Annotated in this window: 24 protein-coding genes and 1 pseudogene; 9 read left to right on the top strand and 16 right to left on the bottom strand. The window is 60.3% G+C overall.

The features are described from left to right. Positions 1-65 precede the first annotated feature (65 nt). The 6 genes from ribE (at position 66) to BFP95_RS00930 (ending at position 3,976) form a co-directional block, all read left to right on the top strand. On the top strand, positions 66-542 hold the full coding sequence (ribE, locus tag BFP95_RS00955) for a 6,7-dimethyl-8-ribityllumazine synthase (protein WP_003194576.1): 477 nt from the start codon (positions 66-68) through the stop codon (positions 540-542). Further along, on the top strand, positions 539-1,039 hold the full coding sequence (gene nusB, locus BFP95_RS00950; RefSeq protein WP_065908995.1) for a transcription antitermination factor NusB: 501 nt from the start codon (positions 539-541) through the stop codon (positions 1,037-1,039). The genes ribE and nusB overlap by 4 nt, the downstream gene beginning before the upstream one ends. A 16-nt stretch (positions 1,040-1,055) precedes the next feature. Then, a complete protein-coding gene (thiL, locus tag BFP95_RS00945; protein WP_065873719.1) occupies positions 1,056-2,024 on the top strand; it encodes a thiamine-phosphate kinase in 969 nt (322 codons plus the stop codon). 133 nt (positions 2,025-2,157) lie between these two features. Next, a complete protein-coding gene (gene ribA / locus BFP95_RS00940; protein WP_065873737.1) occupies positions 2,158-2,775 on the top strand; it encodes a GTP cyclohydrolase II in 618 nt (205 codons plus the stop codon). After that, on the top strand, positions 2,772-3,191 hold the full coding sequence (locus tag BFP95_RS00935; RefSeq protein WP_065891191.1) for an MFS transporter: 420 nt from the start codon (positions 2,772-2,774) through the stop codon (positions 3,189-3,191). The genes ribA and BFP95_RS00935 overlap by 4 nt, the downstream gene beginning before the upstream one ends. After that, positions 3,188-3,976, top strand: a complete 789-nt coding sequence (locus tag BFP95_RS00930; protein WP_065873717.1) for a cobalamin-binding protein — start codon at positions 3,188-3,190, stop codon at positions 3,974-3,976. The genes BFP95_RS00935 and BFP95_RS00930 overlap by 4 nt, the downstream gene beginning before the upstream one ends. A 90-nt stretch (positions 3,977-4,066) precedes the next feature. Here BFP95_RS00930 and BFP95_RS00925 read toward each other — a convergent pair whose 3' ends face one another. The 7 genes and pseudogenes from BFP95_RS00925 to BFP95_RS00895 form a co-directional block, all read right to left on the bottom strand. Further along, positions 4,067-5,962, bottom strand: coding sequence for a TonB-dependent receptor domain-containing protein (locus BFP95_RS00925; protein WP_065908993.1), 1,896 nt, complete (start codon positions 5,960-5,962; stop codon positions 4,067-4,069). Between the two features lie 135 nt (positions 5,963-6,097). Beyond that, a complete protein-coding gene (gene dxs, locus BFP95_RS00920) occupies positions 6,098-7,996 on the bottom strand; it encodes a 1-deoxy-D-xylulose-5-phosphate synthase (RefSeq protein WP_065908990.1) in 1,899 nt (632 codons plus the stop codon). A gap of 110 nt (positions 7,997-8,106) precedes the next feature. Further along, entirely contained in the window at positions 8,107-8,994 is an 888-nt protein-coding gene (gene ispA, locus BFP95_RS00915; protein WP_065908988.1) for a (2E,6E)-farnesyl diphosphate synthase, read from the bottom strand. Beyond that, complete coding sequence (locus tag BFP95_RS00910; RefSeq protein ID WP_003176346.1) at positions 8,991-9,233, bottom strand: exodeoxyribonuclease VII small subunit; 243 nt, start codon at positions 9,231-9,233, stop codon at positions 8,991-8,993. Before BFP95_RS00910 ends, ispA begins: the two co-directional genes overlap by 4 nt. A 75-nt stretch (positions 9,234-9,308) precedes the next feature. Next, positions 9,309-10,444: pseudogene (locus BFP95_RS00905) on the bottom strand (Fic family protein). Positions 10,445-10,534: 90 nt separating this feature from the next. Continuing rightward, entirely contained in the window at positions 10,535-10,915 is a 381-nt protein-coding gene (locus tag BFP95_RS00900) for a MerR family transcriptional regulator (protein ID WP_065908986.1), read from the bottom strand. Beyond that, a complete protein-coding gene (locus BFP95_RS00895) occupies positions 10,854-11,498 on the bottom strand; it encodes an NAD(P)H-dependent oxidoreductase (protein ID WP_065908983.1) in 645 nt (214 codons plus the stop codon). The genes BFP95_RS00900 and BFP95_RS00895 overlap by 62 nt, the downstream gene beginning before the upstream one ends. 202 nt (positions 11,499-11,700) lie before the next feature. Between BFP95_RS00895 and BFP95_RS00890 the strand changes: the two genes are divergently transcribed. Further along, positions 11,701-12,732: a PDDEXK nuclease domain-containing protein gene (locus BFP95_RS00890; protein WP_065908980.1), complete on the top strand. Its 1,032-nt coding sequence runs from the start codon at positions 11,701-11,703 to the stop codon at positions 12,730-12,732. A 21-nt stretch (positions 12,733-12,753) separates the two neighbouring features. On the opposite strand, the gene BFP95_RS00885 is transcribed toward BFP95_RS00890, so the two are convergent. The 9 genes from BFP95_RS00885 to BFP95_RS00845 form a co-directional block, all read right to left on the bottom strand. Next, the gene (locus BFP95_RS00885; protein WP_065873710.1) at positions 12,754-13,188 is read right to left on the bottom strand and encodes a hypothetical protein; all 435 of its coding nucleotides are present in this window, start codon (positions 13,186-13,188) and stop codon (positions 12,754-12,756) included. Positions 13,189-13,217: 29 nt separating this feature from the next. Further along, positions 13,218-13,784 carry a hypothetical protein gene (locus tag BFP95_RS00880; protein WP_065873709.1) on the bottom strand — a complete coding sequence of 189 codons (567 nt, stop codon included), beginning with the start codon at positions 13,782-13,784 and terminating at the stop codon, positions 13,218-13,220. A 151-nt stretch (positions 13,785-13,935) separates the two neighbouring features. Then, complete coding sequence (gene ycaC / locus BFP95_RS00875) at positions 13,936-14,568, bottom strand: isochorismate family cysteine hydrolase YcaC (RefSeq protein WP_049711340.1); 633 nt, start codon at positions 14,566-14,568, stop codon at positions 13,936-13,938. 104 nt (positions 14,569-14,672) lie between these two features. Next, the gene (locus BFP95_RS00870; RefSeq protein WP_065908978.1) at positions 14,673-15,059 is read right to left on the bottom strand and encodes a Zn-ribbon domain-containing OB-fold protein; all 387 of its coding nucleotides are present in this window, start codon (positions 15,057-15,059) and stop codon (positions 14,673-14,675) included. A 1-nt stretch (position 15,060) separates the two neighbouring features. Further along, positions 15,061-16,239: a thiolase domain-containing protein gene (locus BFP95_RS00865; RefSeq protein ID WP_065908976.1), complete on the bottom strand. Its 1,179-nt coding sequence runs from the start codon at positions 16,237-16,239 to the stop codon at positions 15,061-15,063. Positions 16,240-16,241: 2 nt separating this feature from the next. Further along, the gene (locus tag BFP95_RS00860) at positions 16,242-18,233 is read right to left on the bottom strand and encodes an acetoacetate--CoA ligase (RefSeq protein WP_065881130.1); all 1,992 of its coding nucleotides are present in this window, start codon (positions 18,231-18,233) and stop codon (positions 16,242-16,244) included. Positions 18,234-18,352: 119 nt separating this feature from the next. Beyond that, entirely contained in the window at positions 18,353-19,084 is a 732-nt protein-coding gene (locus tag BFP95_RS00855; RefSeq protein ID WP_065873705.1) for a TetR/AcrR family transcriptional regulator C-terminal domain-containing protein, read from the bottom strand. Positions 19,085-19,159: 75 nt separating this feature from the next. Continuing rightward, positions 19,160-20,431, bottom strand: coding sequence for an aspartate aminotransferase family protein (locus BFP95_RS00850; protein ID WP_065881132.1), 1,272 nt, complete (start codon positions 20,429-20,431; stop codon positions 19,160-19,162). Then, positions 20,415-21,746 carry an amino acid permease gene (locus tag BFP95_RS00845; protein WP_256534074.1) on the bottom strand — a complete coding sequence of 444 codons (1,332 nt, stop codon included), beginning with the start codon at positions 21,744-21,746 and terminating at the stop codon, positions 20,415-20,417. Before BFP95_RS00845 ends, BFP95_RS00850 begins: the two co-directional genes overlap by 17 nt. A gap of 507 nt (positions 21,747-22,253) precedes the next feature. Between BFP95_RS00845 and BFP95_RS00840 the strand changes: the two genes are divergently transcribed. Both BFP95_RS00840 and BFP95_RS00835 read left to right on the top strand, forming a co-directional pair. Then, positions 22,254-22,943 (top strand): YjfI family protein, encoded by a 690-nt coding sequence (locus tag BFP95_RS00840; RefSeq protein ID WP_082224410.1) that lies wholly within the window; start codon positions 22,254-22,256, stop codon positions 22,941-22,943. Between the two features lie 17 nt (positions 22,944-22,960). After that, positions 22,961-23,659 (top strand): PspA/IM30 family protein, encoded by a 699-nt coding sequence (locus tag BFP95_RS00835; RefSeq protein WP_065881133.1) that lies wholly within the window; start codon positions 22,961-22,963, stop codon positions 23,657-23,659. Positions 23,660-23,688: the final 29 nt, after the last annotated feature.

The raw sequence follows: 23,688 nt of genomic DNA, 5'->3' as shown, positions 1-23,688 counted from the left end.
TGCGGTTCAAATATCACTAAGGGGCGCGTCATACACGCGTCCCGGCTCTTTAAGAGATTTGTCGAATGACCCTGAAGACCATCGAAGGTACCTTCATCGCCCCCAAAGGCCGCTACGCCCTGGTAGTTGGCCGCTTCAACAGCTTCGTGGTTGAAAGCCTGGTGAGCGGTGCCGTGGACGCCCTGGTTCGCCACGGTGTGAGCGAAAGCGATATCACCCTTATCCGTGCCCCTGGCGCCTTCGAAATTCCACTGGTTGCGCAAAAAGTTGCTCAACAGGGTGAATACGCGGCCATCATCGCCCTGGGCGCGGTCATTCGTGGCGGTACTCCGCACTTCGAATACGTGGCTGGCGAATGCACCAAGGGCCTGGCCCAGGTGTCCATGGAGTTCGGCGTGCCGGTCGCCTTCGGCGTACTGACCGTTGATTCCATCGAGCAAGCCATCGAGCGTTCCGGCACCAAGGCCGGTAACAAAGGCGCTGAAGCTGCCCTGTCCGCCCTGGAAATGGTCAGCCTGCTGTCGCAGTTGGAGGCCAAGTGATTTCCGACGAGAGCGATCGTTTCAACCCACGCGACGAGCGTCCAGCCGACGCCGGTAAGCCGTCCAAGAACGAGAAGCGTCGCGCTGCTCGTCAACTGGCCACCCAGGCGCTGTATCAGCGTCAGATGGCGGGCGCCTCGCTGAACGAAATCGAAGCGCAGTTTCGCGTCGACAACGATTTCACCTTCGCCGACCTGCCGTACTTCCACGACATCCTGCACGGTGTGTATGCGCACCTGAGCGAGATCGACACGGCCCTGGCACCTTGCCTGGACCTGACCATCGAAGAAGTGGACCCGGTTGAACTGTGCGTGATGCGCCTGTCCACCTGGGAACTGCTGTATCGCGTCGATGTGCCGTACCGCGTAGTGATCAACGAAGGCATCGAACTGGCGAAAGTCTACGGTTCGACCGACGGCCACAAGTTCGTCAACGGCGTGCTCGACAAGCTGGCCCCGCGCCTGCGTGAAGCCGAAGTGAAGGCGTACAAGCGCTAACCGGCGCTTGAGTCCTGTGGGCGAGTTTGAGCTGATCCGCAACTACTTCGCCGCCGCGCCTTGTGCGCAAGGCGGCGAAGGCATTGCCTTGGGGATCGGCGACGACTGCGCTTTGCTGGCGCTCCCTGCCGGGGAGCAACTGGCAATTTCTACCGATACATTGGTGGCCGGGGTGCACTTTTCGGACCCCTGCGACCCCTTCCTGCTCGGCCAACGCTCGTTGGCGGTGGCGGTGAGCGACCTGGCTGCCATGGGTGCCAACCCCCTCGCGTTTACCCTTGCCCTTACCACGCCGACGGTTGATGCCGATTGGCTGCAACGCTATGCCCTGGGTTTGAACCTCATGGCGCAACGCTGCGGCGTGGGCCTGGTGGGCGGCGATACCACACGCGGGCCCCTCAGCCTGACCCTGACCGTGTTTGGTCGTGTGCCGGCCGGGCAAGCCTTGACCCGCAGCGGTGCGCGGCCGGGTGACCTGCTGTGTGTCGGCGGCGAGCTGGGTAATGCCGCCGGGGCCTTGCCGCTGGTGTTGGGGCAGCGCAGCGCTGACGCGGCCATCGCCGAGCCGTTGCTGGCGCATTACTGGTCGCCACAACCGCAGTTGGCCTTGGGCCTGGCACTGCGCGGCAAGGCGACGTCCGCGATGGATATTTCCGACGGGCTTCTGGCCGATTGCGGGCATATCGCCAAGGCTTCGTCTGTCAGCCTGCTGATCGAGCGTCAACAGTTGCCCTTGTCCGGGGCGCTGCTGGCGTTTGTCGGCGATGACCAGGCACGCGTGGCGGCGTTGAGCGGGGGCGACGACTACGTGCTGGCGTTTACCCTGCCATCCGCCGAATTGGCGCCGCTGCAGGCCGCCGGCTGGCCGATCCATGTGATCGGCCGAGTCGAGGCGGGACAGGGCGTGACGCTGCTCGACGCTAACGGACAGGACATCACCCCCGCCATCCGTGGCTATCAACACTTTCGCGAGACGCGTGAATAGCAGCGCTGCATAGAAGCTGAACAAAGGCCAATCAAACCGATTGATCTTTATCAGCGATAATTCAGCTTAAGCGTCTGTAGGAACGTGCTGTTACAATGGCCGCCTCTGTAAAAACTGAAATCAGGAGCACATGGTGCCCATCGTTTTCGTCGCCGCTTCCAAGCTGCCTACCCCTTTTGCCACGTTCACCATGAGCGGCTTTCTTGAAGAAGCCACCGGGCGCGAGCACGTTGTGCTTAGCCTGGGCGATATCGCGGATGGCGCGCCGGTGCTTGGGCGTGTGCACTCCGAATGCCTGACCGGCGATGCACTGTTCAGCCAGCGTTGCGACTGCGGTTCGCAACTTGAAGCGGCTATGCGAGCTATCGCGCGCGAAGGCCGTGGCGTGCTGCTGTACTTGCGTCAGGAAGGCCGCGGCATTGGCCTGATGAACAAGATCCGCGCCTACGAGCTGCAAGATGGCGGTGCCGATACCGTGGAGGCCAACGAGCGCCTGGGCTTCGCCGCCGATCAGCGTGACTACGCTATCTGCCTGCCGATGTTGGAGTATCTGGGCGTCAAATCCCTGCGCCTGATGACCAATAACCCGCGCAAGGTCAAAGCCTTGACCGAAATGGGCATCACCGTGGCCGAGCGCGTGCCGTTGCACACCGGGCACAACCCGCATAACAAGCTCTACCTGGCCACCAAGGCCAGCAAGCTCGACCACATGATGGGCAACGAGCACCAGGGCGAGGTCGACCGCGCGTGACTCGTGGCCAGGTGAAACGGCGACTGTCCTTCAATTGGTGGCAGTACCTGGCGCTGGCGCTGCTCCCTTTGTTCGTGATCAACCTGGTATTTGGCAAGGCCCAGTCCTTGCTGCCGGTGCTCGCCATGCCGTTCTTTATTGCCGGCGTGGCCTCGATGTTCCTCAGCCTGCGCTACTTCAACGGCTATAAACATGCGTTGATCGCGACCTCCAAAGCCCTCGATACCCCCGAAGAACCGGCTGCCTGGATTACCTTGGCGGCGCGTCGGCGCGCGGCGTTGCTGGTTGCCGCCGTGCCAGCCTGGATCGGTGCGTTGGCGGTGTTTGTCGGCCTTGAAGCCGTGCCGCTGTTCCTGCTGGTGCTATCGACACTCGTGCTGTTTTACCTCTACCGCATCCCCCGTCAATTGGGATGAGGTGTCACTGGCTGGCGTTCCTGCTGCTGGCATTGAGTGCCCAGGCGTTGGCTGCCGAACGCGTGATCAGCCTGGCGCCATCGCTGTCTGAAATCGTCGCTGAACTGGGCGCTGCCGACCTGCTGGTGGGCGTGCTCGACGGCGGCGATCGCCCGGCAGCCTTGGCGCAAGTACCGTCGGTGGGGCGTTACGGCCAACTGGACATGGAGCGCCTGCTCAGTCTCAAGCCCGACCTGATCCTGCTGTGGCCCGGCAGTGTCGGCCCGGCCCAGCGTGAGCAGTTGCAGCGCCTGAACATTCCGGTGTACGTCGCCGAACCCCACAGCCTTGAACAACTCACCACCCAAGTGCAGGCCATCGCCGAACAATTAGGTCGGCCTGAAGCCGGTCGGCAGTTGGCTGCACAGTTGCGCCAGCGCCTGGCCGAACTGCGTCAGCGTTATCAGCGGGCCGAACCGTTGCGGGTGTTCTACCAAGTGTGGAACCAGCCGCTGTACACCGTGGGCGGCGGGCAGATCATCAGTGATGCCTTGAGTGTGTGCGGCACGCGCAATGTGTTTGACGACCTCACGCTGCCCGCGCCGCAGGTGAATATCGAGTCGGTGTTGCAGCGTGATCCCGAGTTGATTCTGGTGGGGGATCAGGCGCAGAAGGAGGCCTGGAAGGTCTGGCCGTCGATGGCGACGCGGGTGCGGGTGGTTCCGGACAAAGGCCTGGAGCGGCCCAGTGGGCAGATGTTGGAGGCGGTGGCGAGGTTGTGTCAGGTGATTGCACCTGACCTGTGACACCGCTATCGCAGGCAAGCCAGCTCCCACAGGGAAACGCATTCCAAATGTGGGAGCTGGCTTGCCTGCGATGAGGCCTGTACGGCCCACTCAGATCTCAGGTGTCCAGGTAACCCCAACCATCCACACCCGGCCTTCTTCACGGTAATCCTGATTGTTCAAGAACCCCGGGTCGTTATAGCTGTAACGCGCCCGTGCATACGACTTGTCCAACAGATTATCGACCTTCAGCGACAACGCCACTTCCCGATTCAACGCCCAACTGCTGCGCAATCCCAGCAAGGCATACCCGCCAAGGCGGTGTGTGTTGTCTTCATCGTCATAGCTGCTGCTGATGGCCTGCCAACTGGCACCTACCCCCAGTTTGTCGAACTGCCGATCCAGATCCAGGCTCAACTTACGCCGCGCCCGTCGGGCCAGGGTGTGGCCGCTGTCACGGTCGCGCGGGTCGATGACCGCAAGCCCCAGGTTGCCCTGCCACCCAAACAGCTCTTGCTTCAGCGCGGCCTCAACGCCATCGATGCGCGCCGACGCCACGTTTTGGGGCTTGCTGTTACTGTCGAGAATGATCGCGTCGCTCAAGTCGGTGCGGTACAGCGAGGCCTCCAGGCGCGTGCTGTCGCTCAACTGGCTGCGCCATTGCAGCTCGTAGCTTTTCGAGGTTTCGGGCTGCAGGTTGGGGTTGCTGTAATTCGTATCCGGGTAATACAGGTCGTTGAAGGTCGGCGCACGAAAGCCTTCGCTGTAGCTCAGCAGCACGTCGTTGTCGGGGTTGACCGGCACGGTGACGGTGCCGCTCCAGCTGTTCTGCCCGCCAAATTGCTGGTTCTGGTCGCGCCGTATCCCCAACTCGGTGGAAAACCATTGGCCGTGGAACCGATGTTGCACAAAAGCTGCACGGTTCCAGCGGCTGTTTTCGGTAAAGGTGGTGGAGCCGTGGAAGCGGTCTTCGTACCAGTCGCCGCCGAGAATCAGGCTGTTCTGGTCATTCAGCGTCAGGTCGTTCTGCCAGTTGACCGAGTCGCGGTACGTGTTGAACACGCTGAAGTCATCGCTGAGGGTGTCGCGCTTGGTGTCGCGGTTCTCGCTATGGCCCAGCTCCAGGCGCGATTGCCAGCGCTCGTTGAGCCTGGCATCGACATAGCCGCTGGCGCTGCTCACCGCGTAGTCGGTGTAGGGCTTTTGCCCAAGCGTTTGCCCGGTGGCGACGTCGTAGCGGCCGAAGCTGTTGTCGTACTCCGATTTGCCACGGTTATCCAACAGGTTGAAACCGGCCTCTAGCTCATCGCTGAAGGAATGGCTCAGGTTCAGGCTGAGTGACTGGTTGCGGTAGGCGTCGTGGTCGCCATCGCTTGGGAATGACGTGTGCGTCGAGTTGATGCCCGCGGTTTCATCCAGGCTCGCGCCGAGGTTGAAACGCGTGTGCTCATCACCGCCGGACAGGCCAAGGCTACGCTCCCAGGTCTGGTTGCTGCCGAAACCGAGCTTGAGGCGTGGTTGCAGGCCTTGCTCGGTATTACGCCGGGTAAACACCTGGATCACCCCGCCAATGGCATCGCTGCCGTAGATCACTGAGCGTGAACCGCGCAGCACTTCCACCCGTTCAATCTGGTCGACGTTCAGGTACTGCAAGCCGCTGTCACCGGAGGTGGTATTGGCGATGCGCTGACCGTCCACCAGCACCAGGCTCTGGGCGGATTTGGTGCCACGCATATAGATGCCGGGCAGGCTGCCGCGGCCGCCAGTCGGTGCTATTTGCACGCCAGGAACGCGGCTGAGCAGGTCGGTGAGGCTGGTGGGTTGCAGGCGATCGATGTCATCGCGGGTAAACACGCTGTTGGCGGCGCTGCTGTCGTTGCGCGCCTGCACCTGGCGGTTGGCGCTGATGACGACGTTGGGGAGTTTCAGGGCGTCGTCGCGGCTGTCTGCGAGCAGGTCGGTGGCAGGCAGAAGGAAAAGGGGCAAGGCATAGCGAAGGCGTTTCATTGGCTGTCCATGGCATTTAAAAACAATGCAAACCAATGTGGGAGCTGGCTTGCCTGCGATGCAGGCACCTCGGTCTGTCAGCGTAACCGAGGTGATGCTATCGCAGGCACGCCAGCTCCCACATTTGAATGTTGTTTACAGGTTCAAGAGTGCCATGCGCTCGCGCACCGAAGCCTCAATCCCGGCCTCATCCAACCCGCACTCCGCCAGCATCTGCGCCGGCTTGGCGTGTTCGACGTACACATCCGGCAAGCCCAGGTGGAGCACTGACTTGAGGATATTCTCCCGTGCCAGGAACTCGCTGACCGCCGCACCAGCGCCACCCATGATGGCGTTTTCTTCGACGGTCACCAGCAGCTCGTGGCTACCGGCGATCTCGCGCACCAAGGCTTCATCCAGTGGTTTGACGAAACGCATGTCGACCACGGTCGCGTCGATCTTCTCGGCGACTTTCAGGGCTTCGGCCAGTTGCACGCCGAACACCAGGAATGCGGTCTTGCTGCCCTGGCGACGCACGATGCCTTTGCCGATCTCGATCGGCTCCAGGTCTTTTTCGATCACGGCATTCGGGCCATTGCCGCGAGGGTAGCGCACGGCCGCCGGGCCGTTGTACAGATGGCCGGTGCTGAGCATCTTGCGCAATTCGTTTTCGTCGCTCGGCGTCATCACCAGCATGCCGGGGATGCAGCGCAAGTAGGACAAGTCGAAGCTGCCCGCGTGGGTCGGGCCGTCTTCGCCGACCAAACCGGCGCGGTCGATGGCAAACAGCACGTCTAGGTTTTGCACCGCTACGTCATGCACCAACTGGTCGTAACCGCGTTGCAGGAACGTCGAGTAGATCGCTACTACCGGCTTGGCGCCTTCACAGGCCATGCCGGCGGCGAATGTAACTGCGTGCTGCTCGGCAATCGCCACGTCAAAGTAGCGCAGCGGGAAACGTTCGCTGAACGCCACCAGGTCGGAGCCTTCCTTCATCGCCGGAGTAATGCCCACCAGGCGCGGGTCGGCGGCGGCCATGTCGCACAGCCATTCGCCAAACACACCGGAATACTTAGGCCCGCTGGCTTTTTTCGGCGCAGCGGCGGGGGCGTCCAGCGGTTCCAGCTTGGTAATTGCGTGATAGCCGATCGGGTCGACTTCTGCCGGGGCAAAGCCTTTGCCTTTCTTGGTGACGATGTGCAGGAACTGCGGGCCCTTGAGGTCACGCATGTTGCGCAGGGTGGCAATCAGGGTCGGCAGGTCGTGGCCGTCGATAGGGCCGATGTAGTTCCAGCCCAGCTCTTCAAACAGGGTGCCAGGCACCAGCATGCCCTTGGCGTATTCTTCGGTGCGCCGGGCAATTTCCCACGCGCCGGGCAGGCGCGAGAGCACCTTCTTGCTGCCTTCGCGCATGCTGGCGTAAGTGCGGCTGGAGAGGATTTTTGCCAGGTAGTTGGACAGGCCACCGACATTGCGCGAGATCGACATGTCGTTGTCGTTGAGGATCACCAGCATGTTGGCGTCCACTTCCGGCGCATGGTTCAGCGCTTCGAAGGCCATGCCGGCAGTCAGCGCGCCATCACCAATCACGGCAATCGCCTTGCGATCGCTGCCTTGCAGACGGGCGGCAATCGCCATGCCCAGCGCTGCACTGATGGAGGTGCTGGAATGGCCGACGCCAAAGGTGTCGTACTCGCTCTCGGAGCGACGCGGGAAGGCAGCAACGCCGTCCTTCTGGCGCAGGGTGCCCATTTGCTCGCGGCGACCCGTAAGGATTTTATGCGGATACGCCTGATGGCCCACGTCCCACACCAGCCGGTCGTCCGGGGTGTCGAACACGTAGTGCAGGGCGATGGTCAGCTCGATGACGCCCAGGCCAGCACCAAAATGCCCACCGGTCTGGCCGACCGTGTAGAGCAATTCCAGGCGCAACTCATCGGCCAGGGTTTCCAGCTCGGCTTCACCCAACCGACGCAGGCCGTCCGGCGTGGCAGCACGGTCGAGCAGGGGCGTGGACGGGCGCTTGCGGGGAATCTCTTGAAACGTCGTGGGCATCAGGCGAATCGTTATAGGTATAGAAGAGGCGGCAGTTTACCTCAAGCATCGCAAACTGCCCACGCAGAGCGCCGAACTTGGCCGATATGCGGCTGAAATGGCCGCTGTAATCAGTGCCGGCGTTCGACGATATACCGCGCCAAGTCACGCAGTGGCCCGGCCGCCGCGTCGAAAGGTCGCAGGGCGTCCAGGGCCTGGTCGCGCAGTTCCAGGGCATAAGCCTTGGCCGATTCCAGCCCTAGCAGCGCAGGATAAGTCGGTTTGTCCCGTGCGATATCGGCGCCTTGGCGCTTGCCCAGGGTGGCGGTGTCACTTTCTACGTCGAGAATGTCGTCCTGCACCTGGAACGCCAGGCCAACGGCCAGCGCGTAGGTCTTCAGCGCCGCCAATTGAGGGGCTTCGGCCCGCCCACTGGCGAGGGCGCCCAAGTGCACGGCGGCTTCGATCAAGGCGCCGGTCTTGTGCCGGTGCATGTATTCCAGGGCGTGTTGATCAAGCTTCTGGCCCACCGAACCGAGGTCGATGGCTTGGCCACCGACCATACCGGCGGGGCCTGCAGCCACGGCCAGGGCGGTAACCATACGCAGACGGATGTCGGCGTTGACGCTGCTCAGCGCCGGGTCCAGCAGTGCGCTGAACGCCAGGCTTTGCAGGCCGTCACCGGCGAGGATCGCGCACGCTTCATCAAACGCTTTGTGGGTGGTCGGCTGGCCGCGACGCAAATCATCGTCGTCCATCGCCGGCAAATCGTCATGCACCAACGAATAGGCGTGAATCAACTCCACCGCACACGCCGCGCCATTCGCCTGTTCGGCCGGCGCGCCCAAGGCTTCACAGGCCGCATAGGCCAGCAACGGGCGCACGCGCTTGCCGCCATTCATCACGCTGTAGCGCATGGCTTCGTAAAGACGCTTGAGTTCGGGGCTTGGCGCAACAAACAAAGGTTCCAACGCCGCATTGACCCGGGCTTGGCTACTGGCCTGATACGCGTCGATCATTCGGGCTGTTCCGCATCGAAAGGCTCTTCGGCCAACTCCCCGTCACGTTCCAGCAATACCTGGACCTTCTGTTCCGCCTGCGCCAAAGCGCTCTGGCAGTCGCGGGTCAGGCCGATACCTTGCTCAAACGCTGTCAACGAGTCTTCCAGCGACAACTCGCCGTTCTCCAGACGCTCGACCAGGGTTTGCAGGTCGGCGAGGGATTGTTCGAAATCGAGTGCAACTTTTTTGCGGGCCATGGCGGCTATTCCGGTAGACGGTAAACCGGCGCGACACTAGCAGACATGGGGATTCTGGGCAAATGAGCGGGGGTGTCATTCTCCCGCTGTACTGACCTGATACCGCGTGCTGCGGCCGCCTCCGGGGAGTCGGACCAGGCAGTTCTTTTCCAGCAGGTCAGCCAGATGCCTCGTGGCCGTGGCCTTGGAAACCTTAGCCACCGCCTGGTACTGCGCGGCGCTGATGCCGTGCTCAAAACCTTTCTCGCCACCGTCGAGCAGACGGTTGAGCACCTTGATCTGTTCGGCAGACAAGGCGAGGTCACGGTGCTGCTGCCAAAACCGGCTCTTGTCCAATACCCGGTCAATCCGCGCCATGGCTTGTTGCACGCTGCGGAGCAGTGTCTTGAGGAACCACGCCAACCAGTCGGTGATATCCAGCGTGGCTTTCTGACTGGACGCTAGCGCGTTGTAGTAACCGGCGCGGTCTTCGAGGATGCTGGCCGACATTGCATAAAAACGGATGGCCTGATGCTCGCCTTGGGCCAGCGCCAGGTCAGTGATTGCGCGGGTCAGGCGACCATTGCCGTCATCGAACGGGTGCAGCGTGACAAACCAGAAGTGCGCCACGCCGGCGCGTACCAAAGGGTCCAGCTCTGGTTGATGGCGGCTGGTTTCGAACGACGCCAGGAAGTCATCCAGCGCTTGCTCCAGGCCCAGGCGCGGCGGTGCTTCGAAATGAACCGTTGGTCGATCAAGTCGACCCGACATCACTTGCATCGGCTCATCCCCCCTCAACGTCCCGACATTCAGCGCACGCGCGGCAAGGCCAGTTTCCGCATCCGGGAACAATAAATGGTGCCAATTCAGTAAGCGGGCAAGGGTGAAGGGTTGGTCGAATGGTTGTGTGGCATCCATCATCAGCTCGGCAAGGCCTTCGCTGCGGCGGCTTACCTGGCCGTTCAAGGGTTCCAAACCCAAACGGCGCGCCAGTGACGAGCGCACTGAGCCAACGTTCAGTTGTTCCCCTCGATTGCCGAAGAGGTCAGGACATTTTGCAGCAACGCATCCAGCTCATTCTGCGCACTGACTGGCTGGCTGACGGCACCGAGCTTGCCCAGCAGCTTGCCTTGGGCTTGCCCGCACTCGCGCAACAACACCGCAAGGCGCCCAGGTTGCCAATGAAAGTGCGGCCAGTCGATGTGTTGCCAGATCCAGAACGGGCGATCCATGGAGGAGTACCTGAGAAGGTGAGCCGAATAGAAAAGCTATTCGGCTCATTTAGTGAGCCGATTATGTGTCCTATTCGGCTCACCTTCCATTCAGGTGGGCGCTGTTGTCGGTAAAAAGCATCGCCCCTGCGCGTCCTTTAACTGGGCTTCGAACTCAAGTAACCCTGTTTGCATCGTCTGCAGCGCAGCGATCTGTGTGGCTAATTGGTGTTTCTTTCCAGCGATAGCCTGGTCCGCCCGGTCCCAAGGCAGCGCGTCGCCTTGATGGCCTCGGAGAATGTCCTGCAACTCCTTGAGCTTGAAGCCCAGTTGCTGCGCGCACTTGATAAACATCAGCAACTCAACGCTTTGCTCCGAATAGACCCGGTACTGGCCCTGACGCTGCGGCGCAGGTAATAGCCCGATCGCCTCATAGTGACGAATTGCCTTGATGGTCGTGCCCGACAACTGCGCGGCTTTGCCGATGTACATGAAAATTCCCTTTTCCCAATAAAGCGCCGGTTTGTTTCAGCCACCTGGCCCGCTGCGCCGCAGTAGAGCCCAGTACCGGCCCGAACAGCAACGTCTTGATCGGCTTGATGCCACACAACCCCAGCGTGGTCTTGCGCATCTGATGGATGCCTGGCATGCGATAGAACCAGCGGTAGTACCACGGAGGGGTGTCCAGGGTCACCAACAGGTGCGCGGTCCGGCCTTTCAACAGTTTGTCAGGGAATGCCTTGCCAGCACGGTATTTGAAGGCAAAGCCGGGTAGGAACGTTCGATCGATGAAACCTTTCATCAAGGCAGGGATGCCGCCCCACCAGATCGGGAAAATGAACGTCAGATGGGTGGCCCATAAGATGTCGGATTGTGCGCGGAGCAGGTCGGGTTCCAGGGCTTGGACCTCGGAGTAGCCGGTGTGCAAGACGGGGTCGAAAGCCAGATCACCCAAGCGTAGGACGCGCACCTCATGGCCGGCGTCTTTTGCGGCGTGGACGTACGTTTCGGCCAGGGCTGAACAAAAGCTGGTAGCGGAGGGGTGGCCGAGGATAACCAGGGTGCGTGGGGTCATGGGAAAGATCCTGAACAGGGCGTTTCAGGGTAAGGGTTGCCGTATAGGGGAGAGTCAAGCCTGGGGCCTGCAATACGCCAATCTGCAATTGCCAGCAGGACGTTTCTGTAACCGTTGAAAGGACTTTCCTGAACCGTTTCAGGCCCCTTGTGACAGCACATGCCCCTGACTAGCCTCCCTTCAAACACAAGAGTGCAACGGCATGAGCGAAACCGTTACCGGCTTGACCCAACCGCCCGCGGGCTACAGCGACTGGCTGACTGACCTGAAAGGCCGCATCCATTCGGCGCAACAGCGCGCAACGCTGGCGGTAAACCGAGAGCTGGTGCTGCTTTACTGGCAGATCGGCCACGACATTTTGACCCGCCAGGCTGAGCAGGGCTGGGGCAGTAAAGTCATTGATCGTCTTGCCCAGGATTTGCGGGCGGCCTTTCCCAAAATGAAGGGTTTTTCACCACGTAATCTTAAGTACATGCGTGCTTTTGCGCAGGCATGGCCAGACTCGGAATTTGTGCAACAGGCTGCTGCACAATTGCCCTGGGGACACAATGTGGTGTTGCTGGACAAACTCCCTGGCCCCGAAACCCGCCGCTGGTACATCGCCCAGGCGATAGAACACAACTGGTCGCGCAATACGTTAGTCATGCAAATCGAAAATCGATTGCTGGAGCGCAGTGGCAAGGCCGTCAGCAATTTCGACAGCCATCTGCCCAAACCTCAATCCGATTTAGCGCGTGAATCGCTGAAAGACCCTTACCGTTTTGATTTCCTCAGCCTGGGCTTGGACGCGCAGGAGCGCGACATAGAAAACGCCTTGATCAAACACGTGACTGACTTTCTGTTGGAGCTGGGCGCGGGTTTTGCCTTCGTCGGCCAGCAAGTGCTGATCGACGTTGGGGGTGATGAATTCTTTGTCGACCTGTTGTTCTATCACCTGAAGCTGCGCTGCTACGTGGTGATCGAACTGAAGGCGGGCAAGTTCAAGCCCGAGCACCTGGGGCAGTTGAGTTTTTATCTCGCGGCCGTCGATGCCCAGCTCAAACACCCGCAAGATGGGCCAACGATTGGCCTGCTGCTGTGCAAGAGCAAAAACGAAGTCGTCGCCGAATATGCATTGCGCGACAACAACCGACCGATGGGTGTGGCTGAATATCAACTGGTTGAGTCGCTGCCCGCTGAGCTGCAAACGGTTTTGCCTAGCATTGAGCAGATCGAGCGGGAGCTGGCGGATTAGAGTGCGAGAGGGCTGCGAGCCCTAGAACCCTGGCGGAATATACCCCGGCACATACGGTATGTTGATGCACTTGCCATGGAGGATGCGGCCATCCTCAATCCTGAACAGCACGATCTTCTTGGCCTTGTTTACGGTGGCCTCAAGCTTGCAATCCGAACTGTGTCCAACGCTCTGGTAATACTCCGTATAAACCATGCCGTTTCCGGTGTGGTTCATTGAAGTTCCCGCGGCTTCGGTGGTGTTCCAGGAAGACGACTTGTACCAAGTCATCACCACCTGCGTTTCGCCACTGGGCCCGTTCTGCTTTTTCATCGAGTCGGGTTTGCCGAATAAATTCAGCGCTTCCTGAGCATCCCTGCCTTCCCAGCGCGATTGTGCAATCAGGTGGCAGCCGTTAATAAAAAGCGTGGCAGGTAACAAGAGTCCTGCCAGCAACAGCCTTGTCCATGTAGGCATAGTGAATCCTTCGTGTAGGTGCGTGCTGTTCAGGGCTTGTTGCCCAACATATCGTCGAGGTCATCGATCATCTGACTCTTCTCCTGAGTCGGCCCCAACTGCTGGAACATGGCCTTGGTGGTCTGGATCATCTGCAGGTGGGTCATCTTGCCCATGGCGATCGTGTCTTTGCTCTTGCCCGGTTCACAGACAAACGCGAGCGTGCGATCGAGCCAGAACTCCTTGGGCGTTTGCCAGGTTTTGGAGACCTTCAAGTGCTTGAGCGTGTAGGAAAATTGCGCGACCGACTGCCCGTTGAGGAAGCGCACTTTGCGCGTGGGGCACTGCACCTCGATGTTGTACACATCGATCATCGGCTTGCCCGGGTCCTCATACACCAGAGTGACGGCCACCAACTGGGCGCCCTTGGTATGGTTCGAACGCACCACGGAAGTACGGTCGGCCACATACATCACGTTTTGATGCGCCCGGCCGTTGCCGTAGATGATCCACCAGTCGCCGACAGGTTCTTGCTCGTCGGCGAGCGCCCACGTGGCACTGGCCAGTAAGGCTGTCAGGAGTGCCAGGTAGTGTCCGGCCTTGGTTAGCGTATTCAACTGAGTTCTTCCTTGAGGCTTCAAACACCTGAAGGACTTTAGTGTTGCGCCTGCACAGTAACAATTAGGGCAAGTGTGCTAATGGCGTACTGCTAGCTCCACGAAAAAAGCCTGCTTTTTCAGGGCAGGCTGATTGAATGAAACGGTTGGCTTAGTCCTTACGTGCCGTCAGCGCCGAGTAACCATTCATCAAGTTGCGGTAGTTCGGAATACGCTGGGACAACAGATTGCCCAGGCCTTCGATATCGTTGCGCCAGTCGCGATGCAGCTCACAGGCCACCGAGAACCAGTTCATCATTTGCGCACCGGCTTGGGTCATCCGGCTCCACGCCGCCTGCTGCACGGTGGTGTTGAACGTGCCCGAGGCATCGGTTACCACAAACACATCAAAGCCTTCCGCCAGTGCCGACAACGTAGGGAACGCGACGCACACATCCGTGACCACACCGGCAATGATGATCTGCTTGCGGCCGGTAGCCTTGATCGCCTTGACGAAGTCTTCGTTGTCCCACGCATTGATCTGGCCAGGGCGAGCGATGTACGGCGCGTCCGGGAACATTTCTTTCAGCTCCGGCACCAGCGGGCCGTTGGGACCTTGTTCGAAGCTGGTGGTGAGGATGGTCGGCAGGTTGAAGAACTTGGCCAGGTCCGCCAGGGCGAGCACGTTGTTCTTGAACTCGTTAGGGGAGAAGTCTTGCACCAGGGAGATCAGGCCGGTCTGGTGGTCGACCAGTAGAACTACGGCGTCGTCTTTGTTCAAGCGGTTGTAGGTTGGCGTGCTCATGGTTGAATCCTTTTTTGTTTAAGTGGGTTTGGCGTTGCGTTCAACATGGGCACAGATTAATGGGTGGTTGGCGGGTGATAAATCGGCTGTGGCGTGTCTTACCGTCAACCTGTAAGAGACAATCGAAAGGCAGGTATTTTTTGCCCATTGGGCGTCGGCGCGAAGGTCACCTCAAGCCGTTGCCCGATCTGCAGCTGTTGCCTGTCCTCGCACTCGATGACGGACAACATTGTCGGTCCCTCGTCGAGCGTTACGTAGGCGATGCAATACGCTTCATCGTCTCGCCCGCTGTAGCTGAAGCTGTACAACGTGGCGTTGCCGCTGGCGACGATCCAGTCGGTGGCTGCACTGCCAGTAAAAGGGCTGTGGTCGCGGGGGTAGAAAAAGGCCTTGCCAGTGTCGAGGCAGCGGCGCAGCAGCAGTTGCTCCCGGTTGGCCGCTTCCCAGAACGGCGCGCTTTCGGGGGTGATGTGCGGTGAGGTCAGGTGCATATCAGAGTCGCTCCAGAATGAGAGTAGCGCTGCCATGCCGTGAGCCCAGCAATCCACCGGTGCCGTGGGCCAGGGCCAGCGCGCAGTCAGGCCTTTGCACCGCTGGGTGTGCCTCGCCACGTAACTGACGCACAGCCTCTATCAGCCTGGCCATGCCGCCGCGATTGCCGGGGTGGTTGTTGCACAGCCCGCCACCGTCGGTATTGATCGCCAACGGGCCCACGCCGCTGATCAATTTACCGTCGGCAACGAAAGCACCGCCCTCGCCGGGGGGGCAGAAGCCTAGGTTTTCCAGCTGGATCAATACGGTGATGGTGAAGCTGTCGTACAGCGAGGCGTAGCGGATGTCGCTGGGTTTGAGCCGTGCCTCGGCGAAGGCATCGGCGCCAGACTTCACCGCGCCCGAAGCCAGCAGGTCGAAGTAGCCGCCGTTCAGATGACTGAGTGAATAACCTGCACCGATGGGTGTAATCAGCGGCCGCTTGAGTGCCTGCGCAATGGACGGATGAACCACCACCAACGCGCCACCGCCGTCGCTGATCACACAACAATCCAAGCGTCGCAACGGGGCGGCGATCAGCGGTGAGTTCAGCACATCGTCCACCGTCACTATGTTGCGCAACATCGCCAGGGGGTTGTGCTGTGCATGGTGCGACGCTGCGACTTTGATCCAGGCCAGTTGCTCGGCGGTGGTGCCGTGCTCGTACTGATGGCGCATCGCGCACATCGCGTACAGGTTGGTCACGGCGGCGCCGTAGGGCATTTCAAAGGGGCCTCCGCAGGTGGTTTGGGGCTGATCGAGGTGGCTGGCGTCCGGCCGTTGGCGCCTGGCACGCGGGCGTCCGGCTTGGGTGATCAGGGCGACGGTGCAGCGCCCGTCGGCAATCGCGCGTGTAGCTTGGGCGACGTGATGCAGGTAGGACGAACCCCAGCTTTCTGTGGTCTCCAAGTGCCGAGGATGAATGCCCAGGTACTCGACCATGGAAAAAGGCCCTACACCCGGAGCATCCCAACCGGGTACGTCGCCGGCGCAAAAGTAGCCGTCCACGTCGCTGAGGCTCAGCCCCGCATCCGCCAGGGCGCCGCGGGCCACGTCCGCGTGCAATTGCGCGAGGGAGCGGTCCACCGCATGCCGTGTGGGATGTTCGTAGGCGCCGACGATAAATGCGTTGCCCTTCATGGTTAACGACTCCGGCGGGCGTATTCGATGAAAAACGCCAGCGCCTGCGGATCGCGCATGGCGCTGAGGTTGGCGACGTTTTGCGGCTCGTGCCCCATCAGGATTCGGCGCACCGGCACTTCCATTTTTTTACCGGTCAGCGTCAGGGGAATCAGCGGCACCGCGAGGATCTGGTCCGGTACATGCCGGGGCGTACACGCCTGGCGCAGGCATTCACGCACGCGCTGCTGCAAGGCATCGTCCAGCACCGCGCCGTGACGCAGTTGGACAAACAGCGGCATGAAAAAACCGCCTTCGGGCAGGTCCAGATTCACGATCAGCGCATCGTCGATTTCTGCGATGGGCTCCAATGCCCGGTAGATTTCTGCTGTACCGATCCGCACCCCAAAGCGGTTCAGCGTGGCGTCCGAACGCCCCAGCACCTGGCAACCGCCACGGGCATTGAGCAAGAAAAAATCCCCATGGCGCCACACCCCTGGCCAGGGTTGGAAATAGCTTTCGCGGTAGCGCTCGCCCCCAGTGTCATCCCAAAAGTACACCGGCATCGACGGCATGGGCGACGTCACCACCAACTCGCCAACCTGTTCAACCACCGGCCGACCATTTTCATCAAGCGCATGAACCGCCACACCCAGGGCGCGCGCCTGGATTTCACCGGCATACACCGGCAGCGTCGGCACGCCGCTTACCAGGCCCGTGCAAATGTCCGTGCCCCCGCTGCCCGTGGTCACCCAGATATCCGTTTTGAGGTTGCGGTAAAACCAGGCATTGCACTGCGGCGAAACCGGCGAGCCAACCGGCATCACGGTGCGCAGCGCGCCCAGGTCAAAGCGCTCACGGGGCACTACGTCGTAGCGTTTCATCAACTCGATATAAGTCGGGCTGGTGCCGAAAAAGCTGGCGCGGCTGTCCTGCACGATCTGCCACAGCGTATCGATGTTCGGCCAGGTCGGATGGCCGTCATAGAGCACCGGCCGTACTCCGCAGAGCAGGGCGCTGAACAAGGTGTTCCACATCATCCAGCCGGTGGTGGTGAAGATGAATGCTGTATCACCGGGGCGAAAATCCAGGTGTAGATGCAGTGCCTTCAGTTGCTCCAGAAGTATCCCGCCATGGCTGTGTACGATGGCTTTGGGCAAGCCAGTCGTGCCGGAAGAAAACAGCACCCATAACGGATGATCGAAGGGCAATTGTTCGCAGTGGAAATCGGCAGCGGGCACCGTAGGCCGCCGGAGCAAGGCGCGCCAATCGATGGCGTTGGCAACCGTCAGCGGTTCATCGGGAAACAGCGCTGGCAGCACGATGACGTGTTCGATACTGCCCAGCTCGCGGGCAATGTGCCGGACCTGTTCGCGTCGATCAAACGCCTTGCCGCCATAGCGATAACCGTCCACCGCCAACAGCACCTTCGGCGACAATTGCCGCACCCGGTCCAGCACGCCCTCCGCACCGAAATCCGGCGAGCAACTGGCCCAGACCGCACCGATGGCCGCACAGGCACACAGCGCGATCATCGCCTCGGGAACATTTGGCAAATAAGCCACCACTCGATCACCCGGCATCACGCCCACTTCCCGTAGGTAGGTCGCCAGGGTGCGAACCTGACGGGCGAAGTCACTCCACGGCAGGCCTTGCAAGGCAACCGTTTCACTCTGGTAGAGCAGTGCGTCGCCTTCGCGTTCATTGCGCAGAATGTGTTCGGCAAAATTCAGTCGCGCACCGGGAAACCACTGCGCACCGGGCATCGCACGGTCACCCAGCACCGCTTGGTGAGGGCTACTGGCCTGAATGTGAAAATGATCCCAGATCGATTGCCAGAACGCTTCCGGCTCATCGACGGACCACTGCCATAGCGGGTGGTAATCGGCGAATCTGAGCTTGCGTTCGTGCCTCAGCCAACTCAGGTAGTGAGTGAGGCAAGCGTGTTGAAGAAGCTCAGGGGAGGGCTGCCAGAGCAGTTGCCCCTGGGCCACGTCGTTGAATGCAGTCGCCACGATAAAAGACCTCTGACGTTGTTGTTATTCGGGTCATGGGGTGCTCTTGCGTGGCGGACTGTAGCGACAAATTGTACGACGTACAATTGGTGGTGTGTCTGGTTTTGCTGTGCGAATTTTCAGCGGCGGGCAGCCAGGGTTTCCAGGCCGCAGAGGAGGGTGTCGACGTAGAACGTGAAGCTCTCATCCAGCGCCGCGTGCACGCCATTTTGCCAGCGCAGGCTGAAACCGCGATTGCTCAGTTGGTCCATATTCTGCGCGAGCGTGGGGTGCTGTTCTGCATCGATGGCCCGCAGCTTCTCCTGCACTTGGCATTGCCATGCCTCGGTATTATCCGGCAATGGCGCGTACTCCAGCGTCGTGAAACCGGTAAGAGCAGCGATAAACGTATTGTAGGCGGCGGCCAGGGAAGGGCCGCTGAAACCCGCTTGTTGCAGTGCTGCCAACACACCCTCGACCAACGTGAAGTCGGTGCTGGCGTTGGACACCAATTGCGAACCCAACAACGGCGCGATGTTCGGATGCTGGTGCACGGCATCATGGCAGTTGACCATCGCCGCACGCAGGTAGTCCTGCCAGCGCCGCTCCTGAGGCTCTGGCGCAACGTGTTCCAGGACTTTGGCCAGCACTTCACTCAACAACAACTCGCGTGATGAGACGTACCAATAGATGGCCGTCGGGTACACACCCAGGCTGCTGGCCAGGTTGCGCAGGCTGCATTTGTCCAGGCCTTCGCGATCGATCAACGCCAGGGCGGCGGTGATGATGGCGTCTTTGTTCAGTGGGCTCTTTGCATCTTCGCCAGCGGTTTTTTTACGCCTGCCTCGTGGGTTTGCGGTTTTGCTGGTCATTATTGTGGGTTCCGGTTGAGCGACGGCGAAAGGATAGCGGTTCACCGATTCGCTGTCGCTCTTGCGCAATAGCCGTCAACCCCCTCCGTAGCGCTCGACGAACGCTTGCGTGGCCGTGACCAGTCGGCTCAGCTCGCGGTCAGTCAGCGGCAAACTCAGCGCAAACAACCCGCGCCGCGCGCTGTAGATCCCACATTCGAGCAGGTGAAAGAAGAACAGGTCGCGCAGGTCGTTTCGGTCCGTTGGGATATCTGACGGACGACGAATCGGTAAGCCCGTGGGATGCAGATTCATCACCGATCCTTGCCCGGTAAATTGCATCGACATGGGCGCCAGCACCTCATTGAGCTGGCCGCGCAACCTGTCGCCACGGGCATTGAGTTCCAACGCTGCTTCGCGGGTGTACACCTGCTCCAGTCCGGCGATGCCCGCCGCCATGGTCAGCACATTGTTATTGAACGTGCCCGCATGGGACAGGCATCCATGGCGCGGGTCAAACTGCGCCAGGATGTCCCGCCGCCCACCGAGCACGCCGCACGGCATGCCACCGCCGAGGTATTTGCCCAGGGTGATCAGGTCCGGGGTGATGCCGAGCTTTTCCTGCAGGCCGCCGGGGGCTAGGCGCGAGGTCATTACTTCATCGAAGATCAGCAGCGTGCCATGGGCGTGGCTCCTTTCGCGCAACCCTTCGAGAAAACCCGGCTCGGCACAGATACACCCGCCCGCACCCAGCATCGGCTCCACCAGGATGGCCGCAATGTCGACATGCTCATGCAGCAAACGCTCGACGCTGTCCAGGTCGTTGTAGTCGGCCAAGTAGACCCGATGCGGCACATTCATCGCCGTGCTTGCCCCGGCAAAACTCAACACACCGCCGTGATAACCGCCGTTGAACGCGATGACTCCGCTGCGCCCGGTGTAGGCCTTCGCCGCCGCCAGCGCGAGCAGATTCGCCTCGGTGCCGGAGTTGGTAAACCGCACCTGCTCGATACAGCCGAAGCGCTCCACAATCAGTGTTGCCAGCCGCGCCTCCCATTCCGTATGGGCGCTCAGGTTCAGCCCATTCGCCATCGCCTTTGTCAGCGCATGGGTAATCGCCGGATGGGAGTGTCCATACAGCGCTGCCGTGTATTCCGCGAGGAAGTCGACGTAGCGGTGCCCATCCAGATCATCGAGAAAACACCCGCTGCCGCCTGTCATCACCAACGGAAACGGCTCATAAAACAGCACCGAGCGCGTGTTGCCGCCGGGCATCACCTGCGCGGCCCACTCCAACTGGCGCGCACTCTTGGGATTGGCCCGGATGTACCGTTGAATGCAACGCTCCAACTCAAGCTTGCCAGGCATCACTCACCCCCTTCGACGCAGCACGTTTCGGATACACCAGCATCAATAAGCCAAACCACGCCGCCGCCACGTAAAACGCCGCGCGCGTTTCCGGGTCGCGGATCACCAACACCGTCAGCACGCCCAGGTAACCCAGCACGAGCACACTGCTGACCTTGGGCCAGGGCAGGCGGTAATCCACTTCTGCCAGCTCGCTGCGCTGCACCTTACGGCGATAGGCCATATGCGCGGTGATGATCACCATCCACACCCAAATCAACAGGCCCAGGATTCCCGTGATCAACAGGCTGAAAATGCTCTCCGGGATCAAATAATTCAGCAGCACCCCCACTAGCAAAATGGCGGTCGACACCATCAAGCAACGGGCCGGCACCTGTTGCGGGCTCAACACCTGCAGCTGACGCGGCGCCTGCCGGATATGCGACAGCGCAAACAACATGCGGCTGGTGGCAAACAGTCCGGTATTGCACGAGGACGCCAGCGCGCTGATCACCACGAAATTGATAAATCCGGCCGCCACACCCAGCCCAATACTGTCGAACACCATCACAAACGGGCTTTGCGCGGTGTCGATCTGGTTCCACGGGTACAGCGCCATGATCACAGCGGTCGACCCCAGGTAAAAAATCGCCATGCGCCACAGGATGCTATTGATCGCTCGTGGCAAGGTGCGCTGCGGCTCGGCCGTTTCCGCCGCCACCAAACCAATCACCTCCACCCCGGCAAAGGTAAACGCGGCGACAGGCACCGCGAACCAGAAGCCCTTCCAGCCATTCGGAAAAAAACCACCGTGCTGCCAGAGATTCGCGACTGAGGGTGTCGTCTGCGCAGACGTCTCCAGCCCAAACAACAAAATCACCAACCCCGCCCCAATCAGCCCGACAATCGTCAACACCTTGATCAACGCCAGCCAGAACTCCACCTCACCAAACGTCTTCACCGCAAACAGATTGATCACCATCAACACGCCGACAGTGACCAACGCGGGAATCCACTGCGGCAACTCCGGGTACCAATACTTCATTAGCAAGCCAATCCCGGTCACCTCCAGCACCCCGACCAGAATCCAGATCATCCAATACGACCACCCCGTGATAAATGCCACCCGCGGCCCCAAAAACTCCTCCGCATACGTCGCAAACGACCCACTGCTGGGCCGATACAACGACAACTCTCCCAGCGCCCGCGCAATCAAATAAACCATCCCTCCACACAATGCATACGCCAGCAACAGCGCCGGCCCCGCCGTGGCAATCGCCTTGCCCGACCCCAAAAACAATCCGGCCCCGATAATGCCGCCGATAGCGATCAACATGACGTGGCGCTCCTTGAGCGATCGCGCCAAGCCATGGTTGGAAGAGTGAAGCGGTGTTGTAGACATCAGCATTCCCCTGGCTGCATTACGCAGCAGTGGTTGAGGGTGAGCCCGGCTTGAGCCGGTTTTATTGTACGGTGTGCAATAAGCAGGTTTTGGGCCAGCGGAGAGGGGAGTCGGGGAATTGGCGCTTAAACGGTTTGTTTAGATATGTGTGTAGGACGTTTCATTTGATGTTTATGCGATGGGGGTAAGGTCGGGGGGTGTCACCTGGGAACACAGGTGGGTGGGGGGAACACGGGAGTGAGTGGGGTGTGATTTTCAAAGGCCAGCAGGACTGATCCTTTTTGCTTGCAGGGCGTTTCCCAGGGAGCGCCTATCGCTTGCCCAGCTATTTTTGATGGCCGAAAAACGCACCGAAAAAATCTCACGCGTGAGCTATTGAGCACGATCGAAATTGCCTGTAGTGTTTCTCACGCGTGAGTTTTTCACAACGAGGTCAGTACCATGAAAAGCAGCTCTCCATCGAGCCCGCCAGCAGGGCCCGATACAGATTCAGCAAGCCGCAAGGGAGAGCGCTTGAAATCGCCCGCAAAGAAGCCATCGAGCTTTTATATGAAGCAGATGCGCGCGGGTCTGGCGGCCGCCGGTTATGTGAAACACGAGACTTGGGTGCTTCCCGAAAACCGAAGCCTGCTCAAGCAGATGGAGAAACAGCTTCGCCAGCCGATTCTGGCTGGCTCATTCATGTCGGAGAATTACATGAGCGCAGGTACCAACTGGAACATCGATCGCCTCTTCAGTGCGCTTCAGGCCCTGGACGACGTGGTCTCCAACGACATTACGCTTTCTCTGGTTCAAGGCTCCGAGTCCAGCATCAAGCTGGAAATGAACGACTTCGGTGGCCTGCCGATTTACATCGCGGTGGTCGGCGAGCAGATCATCGTCGACACCGTTCTGGTCGACGTCGAGTCCATCAACGATGTACCTGCCTTCAATGACGCCGTGTTGCGCAGCCGGGAAATGTTCCCGCTGTCTTCGATCGGCATCGAGTCCATGCCGAACGGGCAAGTTGTTTACAACATGTTCGGCGCGTTGAGCTCCGACTCCAGCCTGACGAACATCGTGACCGAGGTAAAAACCCTCGTCGATAACGTGCAGCGCGCCAGCGAAGCCTTTGAACGCTTCTTCAACTAATCAGTAGGGAATATCCAATGACTCAGTCCATCTGGAGCAAATTGTTCACCGCGCTGCGTGGCGGTGCCAACGAAGTCGGCGAATCCATCGTCGACCAACAAGCCCTGCGCATCCTCGACCAGGAAATTCGCGATGCCGACAGCGCGCTGGCCAACGCCAAGCGTGAGCTGGTCAGCATCATGGCCAAGCACAAACTGGCGAATGATCGCGTCGGCGAGTACAACGCCAAGATCAAGGACCTGGAGTCCAAGGCGATGGCCGCTATCCAGGCCAACCGTGAAGACCTGGCGCTGGAAGTGGCCGAGGCCATTTCGACCCTGACCAACGAATTGGACGTCGAGCAAAAGCAGGCCGCCGAGTTCGGTGGGTACGCTGAAAGCATGCGCAAGGACATCACCAAGGCCGAAAGCCGGATTAAAAGCCTGCGTCAGCAAGTGGACATGGCCAAGGCGCGCGACAGCGTACAGAAGGCCCAGGTCAGCGCGTCCATCGCCAGTGGCGGTGCCAACGGCAAGCTGGAAACCGCCGTCGGTACGTTGAATCGCTTGCAAGCCAAACAGCAGCAACGCGCCGCTGAACTGCAAGCCCAGGACGAACTGGCTGACGCCTCGACGGGTACCGACCTGGAGCGCAAGTTGCGCGACGCCGGCATCACGCCGAACGAAGGCAGCGCCAATGCGATTCTGGAACGTCTGAAGCAAAAGTCGGCCGAGTAAGCGAAGGGCGAACACTGTACCTGTGGCGA

The organism is Pseudomonas sp. 58 R 12 (assembly GCF_900005865.1).
In the GTDB taxonomy this organism is placed as follows: Bacteria; Pseudomonadota; Gammaproteobacteria; order Pseudomonadales; family Pseudomonadaceae; genus Aquipseudomonas; species Aquipseudomonas tritici.
The sequence above is the reverse complement of the archived record's forward strand: the minus strand, read 5'-3'. Positions and strand labels throughout refer to the sequence as shown.

Coding starts and splice junctions, on each gene's coding strand:
- ribE (WP_003194576.1), top strand. CDS start 66: ATGACCCTGAAGACCATCGAAGGTACCTTCATCGCCCCCAAAGGCCGC.
- BFP95_RS00930 (WP_065873717.1), top strand. CDS start 3,188: ATGAGGTGTCACTGGCTGGCGTTCCTGCTGCTGGCATTGAGTGCCCAG.
- BFP95_RS00925 (WP_065908993.1), bottom strand. CDS start 5,962: ATGAAACGCCTTCGCTATGCCTTGCCCCTTTTCCTTCTGCCTGCCACC.
- dxs (WP_065908990.1), bottom strand. CDS start 7,996: ATGCCCACGACGTTTCAAGAGATTCCCCGCAAGCGCCCGTCCACGCCC.
- ispA (WP_065908988.1), bottom strand. CDS start 8,994: ATGATCGACGCGTATCAGGCCAGTAGCCAAGCCCGGGTCAATGCGGCG.
- BFP95_RS00910 (WP_003176346.1), bottom strand. CDS start 9,233: ATGGCCCGCAAAAAAGTTGCACTCGATTTCGAACAATCCCTCGCCGAC.
- BFP95_RS00900 (WP_065908986.1), bottom strand. CDS start 10,915: ATGTACATCGGCAAAGCCGCGCAGTTGTCGGGCACGACCATCAAGGCA.
- BFP95_RS00895 (WP_065908983.1), bottom strand. CDS start 11,498: ATGACCCCACGCACCCTGGTTATCCTCGGCCACCCCTCCGCTACCAGC.
- BFP95_RS00890 (WP_065908980.1), top strand. CDS start 11,701: ATGAGCGAAACCGTTACCGGCTTGACCCAACCGCCCGCGGGCTACAGC.
- BFP95_RS00885 (WP_065873710.1), bottom strand. CDS start 13,188: ATGCCTACATGGACAAGGCTGTTGCTGGCAGGACTCTTGTTACCTGCC.
- ycaC (WP_049711340.1), bottom strand. CDS start 14,568: ATGAGCACGCCAACCTACAACCGCTTGAACAAAGACGACGCCGTAGTT.
- BFP95_RS00870 (WP_065908978.1), bottom strand. CDS start 15,059: ATGCACCTGACCTCACCGCACATCACCCCCGAAAGCGCGCCGTTCTGG.
- BFP95_RS00865 (WP_065908976.1), bottom strand. CDS start 16,239: ATGAAGGGCAACGCATTTATCGTCGGCGCCTACGAACATCCCACACGG.
- BFP95_RS00855 (WP_065873705.1), bottom strand. CDS start 19,084: ATGACCAGCAAAACCGCAAACCCACGAGGCAGGCGTAAAAAAACCGCT.
- BFP95_RS00850 (WP_065881132.1), bottom strand. CDS start 20,431: ATGCCTGGCAAGCTTGAGTTGGAGCGTTGCATTCAACGGTACATCCGG.
- BFP95_RS00845 (WP_256534074.1), bottom strand. CDS start 21,746: ATGTTGATCGCTATCGGCGGCATTATCGGGGCCGGATTGTTTTTGGGG.
- BFP95_RS00840 (WP_082224410.1), top strand. CDS start 22,254: ATGAAAAGCAGCTCTCCATCGAGCCCGCCAGCAGGGCCCGATACAGAT.
- BFP95_RS00835 (WP_065881133.1), top strand. CDS start 22,961: ATGACTCAGTCCATCTGGAGCAAATTGTTCACCGCGCTGCGTGGCGGT.